Origin of the sequence: Bacillus sp. AFS001701, assembly GCF_002559405.1 — a bacterium.
Classification (GTDB): domain Bacteria; phylum Bacillota; class Bacilli; order Bacillales; family Bacillaceae_G; genus Gottfriedia.
Genome location: NZ_NTZO01000796.1, coordinates 1 through 475 on the forward strand (window position 1 = coordinate 1; position 475 = coordinate 475).

Annotated in this window: 1 protein-coding gene; it reads left to right on the plus strand. The window is 23.2% G+C overall.

The annotated features are described in order from the left end of the window. The coding region (locus CN514_RS25200; protein ID WP_176526096.1) for a DNA cytosine methyltransferase at nt 1-475 on the plus strand (475 nt) is incomplete at both ends.

The window sequence follows — 475 nt, forward strand, 5'->3', positions numbered from 1 at the left end:
AAATGATCTATTGTTTAAAAAAATTAAAGAGCTAATATCAATAAACAATGTGTTATCAATATTATTAGAAATCAATGAAAAAAAAATTATGATAGATAAAATTTATATATCTAATGATGAAATTTTTCTAAGTATCTGTTCATATACAGTAATCGATTATTTAGAGAGAAAATTCTATACACTAGGTTATGATATAAATAATAGTAAAGGGGTATTAAATGCATCTAATTTTGGTGTTCCCCAGTTAAGAAATAGATTCTTTATTATAGGGATTCAAAATAAAAAGGCTTCTTTCCCGAGGCCAATTTTACCTGAGGCAACTTTTAATATTAAAGATGCGATATATGATATTAAAGACTTATCCTGTAGCTATGAAATAGATGAAAAACCTATAATGAAAAAAAATATAAATTTTAAAAATCCATTATCAAAATATTTAAATGGTAGTCGAGAATTACTTTTCAATCATGTAATT